The organism is Paenibacillus agaridevorans, from assembly GCF_003112455.1.
GTDB classification, from domain to species: Bacteria; Bacillota; Bacilli; order Paenibacillales; family Paenibacillaceae; genus Pristimantibacillus; species Pristimantibacillus agaridevorans.
The window spans coordinates 21,539-25,541 of record NZ_BDQX01000113.1 but is presented as its reverse complement, the minus strand read 5'-3'; the positions used below and the strand labels follow the sequence as shown (position 1 = coordinate 25,541).

General features: G+C 55.1%; 4 protein-coding genes. 3 read left to right on the top strand and 1 reads right to left on the bottom strand.

Going from position 1 to position 4,003, the window contains the following annotated elements; all coding sequences use genetic code 11:
* Positions 1-547: LysR family transcriptional regulator (locus tag PAT3040_RS36955; protein WP_181376578.1), on the bottom strand; the 547-nt coding region annotated here is incomplete at its 3' end.
* A 165-nt stretch (positions 548-712) separates the two neighbouring features.
* Between PAT3040_RS36955 and PAT3040_RS11965 the strand changes: the two genes are divergently transcribed.
* From PAT3040_RS11965 to PAT3040_RS11955, 3 genes are all read left to right on the top strand, one after another.
* Positions 713-1,840: an extracellular solute-binding protein gene (locus tag PAT3040_RS11965; RefSeq protein ID WP_108992838.1), complete on the top strand. Its 1,128-nt coding sequence runs from the start codon at positions 713-715 to the stop codon at positions 1,838-1,840.
* Positions 1,841-1,845: 5 nt separating this feature from the next.
* A complete protein-coding gene (locus PAT3040_RS11960; RefSeq protein WP_108992837.1) occupies positions 1,846-3,528 on the top strand; it encodes an ABC transporter permease in 1,683 nt (560 codons plus the stop codon).
* Positions 3,525-4,003, top strand: a 479-nt coding sequence (locus PAT3040_RS11955; RefSeq protein WP_258234950.1) for an ATP-binding cassette domain-containing protein, incomplete at its 3' end; no start/stop codon positions are given. The genes PAT3040_RS11960 and PAT3040_RS11955, both read left to right, overlap by 4 nt.

The window sequence follows — 4,003 nt, the reverse complement described above, 5'->3', positions numbered from 1 at the left end:
CTATCCCCTGCGGGCCCGACAGTCGATGGCCGGGAGCGACAACAAGCCGCAGCTCATCCTCCAACAATGGCTGTATGGACAAGCCTGGTTCCGGCGAATTCGGAAGCGACACAACCGCGGCATCCAGCTCGTAATTGCGCAGCATGGCCATAATGGTGCCCGCCTTTTTGACGGTCAGCTGCAGCTGAATACTCGGGTACTCCTCCTGAAAGGCGGAGAAGCAGGCGGGCAGCAGATAGGTGGCGGGCGTATAGCTAGCGCCAAGCTTTAATCGTCCGCCGCCCCTTTTATGCAACTGCGCGGCATGCTCTTCCAGCTCGCCGCCAAGGAACACGATGCGACGAATATAGGGGAGCAGCTCCAGCGCGGCTTCCGTGGGCCGGAGCTTCCGCGACGTCTTGCGCACCAGCTCGAGTCCTAGTACCTCCTCCAGCTTGCGCAAATGGAAGCTGACCGTAGGTTGGGTGAGTCCCAGCTTCTCCGCCGTTTCCAGCAATGTTTTGCCTTTGCATATTTCCAATAACACTTTTAATTGTTGAATGGTCATATCATCACCTCATCCCCTCCGAATATACATTTTATCTATATATATTTCAATATTTCTAAAGTTTATTTAACAATGGTTTAATCTTTCTCTAATCTGTCGTTGATTTTTCGTTGATAAAGTAACCGTGTAAGCAAAAACGGCTGACGAAAAGGTGGAGAAAAACGAATGAATGTTTATCCGATTCAATGGAAAAGAGTAACGACAGGCATCGTGCTGACATCTATGTTGACTGTACTTGCAGCATGCGGAGGCAATAATGGGGCGGAAAACGGCAATAAGTCGGAATCCGGGGCAGCTCCGTCGCCGACTGCAGCGCCAACGACGGAGACAGTTGCAACGGAAGAGCCGGCTGTTGAAGATGCAGGCAAGCTTGTTGTGTACCTTAACGATTTTGACGCCATCATCGCCGATATGTTCAAGGAAGCAACCGGGTACGATGTAGAGCTCGTAACGGGCAACGGCGCGGAGATCATGTCCAGAATCGAAGCGGAAAAAGGCAATCCTCATTGGGACATCGTCTGGGCGGACATGATGCCGTCCATTCACGGCTTGGGTCTGCAAGGCCAACTGCTGGAAGGCTGGGAGCCGGAAAATCTGTCGCAGGTTGCCGAAGACTTCAAAGCGTACATTCCCGAGAACAAAACATATTTCCCTACCGGCGCTCATGCTTCCGGCATCATCGTATACAACAAAAACTTCTATACCGAAGAGACGGCTCCCAAAACTTGGGCTGACTTCGCCAAAGCGGAATACAAGGACCAAATCGCAACAGCCGACCCTGCCATCGCAGCTCCGGCCTATCCGTTTGTTGCGGCGCTCTTCGACAAAGCCGGCGGAGTAGAAGAAGGCAAGGCGTTTTTCGATAGCTGGTTCAACAACGGCTTGCGCGTTTATCCGAAAAATCCGCAGATCGTACAAGCATTGTCCGGCGGTGAAGTGAAGCTGGCAGCTTTGCAAGAATCGAATGCGTACAGCATGGTTAACAATAACGAGCCGATCGGCATCATTTGGCCCGAAGAAGGCGCTCCGGCATCCGTGCGCGTAGCCGCTATTCAGAAAAATACGAAAAACCCGAATGCAGCCAAAGCGTTTATCGAATTCCTGCTGGATGCTAAAACACAACAACAGCTTGTTGATGAAGGCGAAGAAGCTTACTTCGATCCCGCTGCCCAAGGCGTGACGGCGAGACCGGATCGCGCCGCGAACGCAAAGCTGATTGCCGCGGATGCCGCGTGGGCGTCGCAGCATGAAGCGGAAATCAAACAATGGTTTGCCGACAAAGCGGTTAAGTAACGGCCATGTTCAGGCTTACGAATGAACGGCTTGGTTGGCTGGTCAGCATCGCGCTGCTGATTCTGGTCCTGTACCCGCTCCTGGCGGTGGTCATTCAAGTATTGTTGCCCGGCGTCTTTTTCGGGAATTGGGTTATAGGCGATCTTAGTCTGCTTCTTGAAATATTCAAACGTCCGTTATGGCAAAAGTCGCTCGAAAACTCGTTGCTGCTGGGTATCGGCACCACTCTGATCGGCACGCTGCTTGGCGGCGTGCTGGCCACGGTTCGATCGACCTGGCGTTTCCCCACTGCCGGCTTGCTTGATGCCGCCGTCTGGTTGCTGCTAATCATGCCTTCATTTATTCTGGCTCAAGGCTGGGTTATGTTTTCAGCGCAGCAAGGGCTGGCCGTAAACCTGTTCGGCTGGGACTGGGTGCCGGGTGCGGTATTCCAGCCCGCCGGGCTGACTGTCATCATGACCTTGAGCAAATTCCCGCTCGCTTACCTCAGTATGAAAGCGGCGATGGAATGGAAGGTGCAGCAGTTGTCGGATGCGGCCAGGCTGGGCGGCGCTTCGCCGATCAAGGTGTGGGCGACGATACAGGCGCCGCTGCTGCTGCCGGCACTGCTGGCCGGAGCGGCGCTGGTATTTATGGACACGATTGGCGACTTCGGTCTGCCGTCTTCCATTGCGGCTATCTACCGCTTCCCGACGTTGCCGTATTCCATATATTCGGCTCTGTATACATCGCCCATTCGATTCGATATGGCGGGCGTATTGTCCTTCTATCTGGTGCTTCTGATCAGCGTCGCGATGCTGTTGCAATTTGCGGCCATGCGCCGTTCCCGTTTCGACTTTATGTCGGGGGGCGCGGTGCCTTCCGTGCCAAAGGAGGCGGGCAAATACCGCTGGCTACTTGCTGCAGGCAACATCGTTTTCCTGCTTGTCATCATTGGTATTCCGATCGGCTCAAGTCTGATGATGTCGTTTATGCAAGCGCAGGGAGGCGGCGTGAAGGCGGAAAACCTGACGCTGGCCAACTATGCGGCGTTGTTCGACGGCGGCTTCCAGTTGCTGCATGGTCTCGGGCGTTCGCTTATGATCGCGGCATCCGCAGCTGTTATCGGGCTTGTTGTTGGTTTGTTGGTTGCCTTTGTGTTGACGTATTCGCAGTTCCGGTTCCGGCGCGGCATTGAGGTGCTGTCGCTTGTCACTCTGGCTGTACCGGGCGTCGTGCTTGGCATCGGATATATTTTTGTATGGAATCAGCGCTGGCTGGAACCGCTGGGCTTGCTGTTGTACGGCAAACCGGCCATTCTGGTGCTTGCGGCGATTGCAGGAGCGATCCCCGTCATTACGCGGATTATGGTAGGGGCGATGGCCAAGGTGCCGCAATCCTTTCTTCATGCGGCAGGTTTGCAAGGCGATTCGCTGCTGCGCCGGATCAGGCGCATATTGCTGCCGCTGATGCGGGGAGCGCTGCTGTCCGCGGGGTTGGCGGCATTCGGCGCCAGCGTGTTTGATCTCGCGGTCAATTCGGTATTGTTCCCGCCCAATTACATCACATTCCCTGTAGCGATCAACAAGTCGTTCGAGGATATGCGCTTCGGTTATGCGTCGGCGGCAACGATATTGGGAGGCGGAGTTGTGGTGGCGATTATATTGGTTATTGAACTGTTGTTCAGAAGAAAGGAGGCGCGTTCATGAATATCAAGTCGCGATTGTCTTCGGTGTTCACGGGCGCTGCTGCCGTTCAGGCGTGGGCCGCGTCGATACCGGCGGCATCTCTGGCTCCGGTATCGGCAAAAGATGCTGCCCGGGTTTCCGCCGGCAAGGAGAAGGACCAGGCTTCGGTATTGCTGGACATGCAAGACGTATCCAAGCAATATGGCGCATTCCGGGCGTTGGACGGGATTTCGTTCCAGATGAAGGAAGGGGAAATCATAAGCGTGCTGGGGCCCTCAGGCTGCGGCAAGTCGACGCTGCTGCAATTGGTGGCCGGCCTAGCCAAGCCGGACGGAGGCGCAATTCGGCTGGGCGGCAAGGTGATCGCTTCTCCCCAGACCATGATGCCGCCCGAGAAACGCGGCATTAACATGGTGTTTCAGGATTATGCGCTGTGGCCTCATATGAATGTGGAGGACAATATCGCCTACGGCCTGCACCGCTTAAGCAAAGAAGA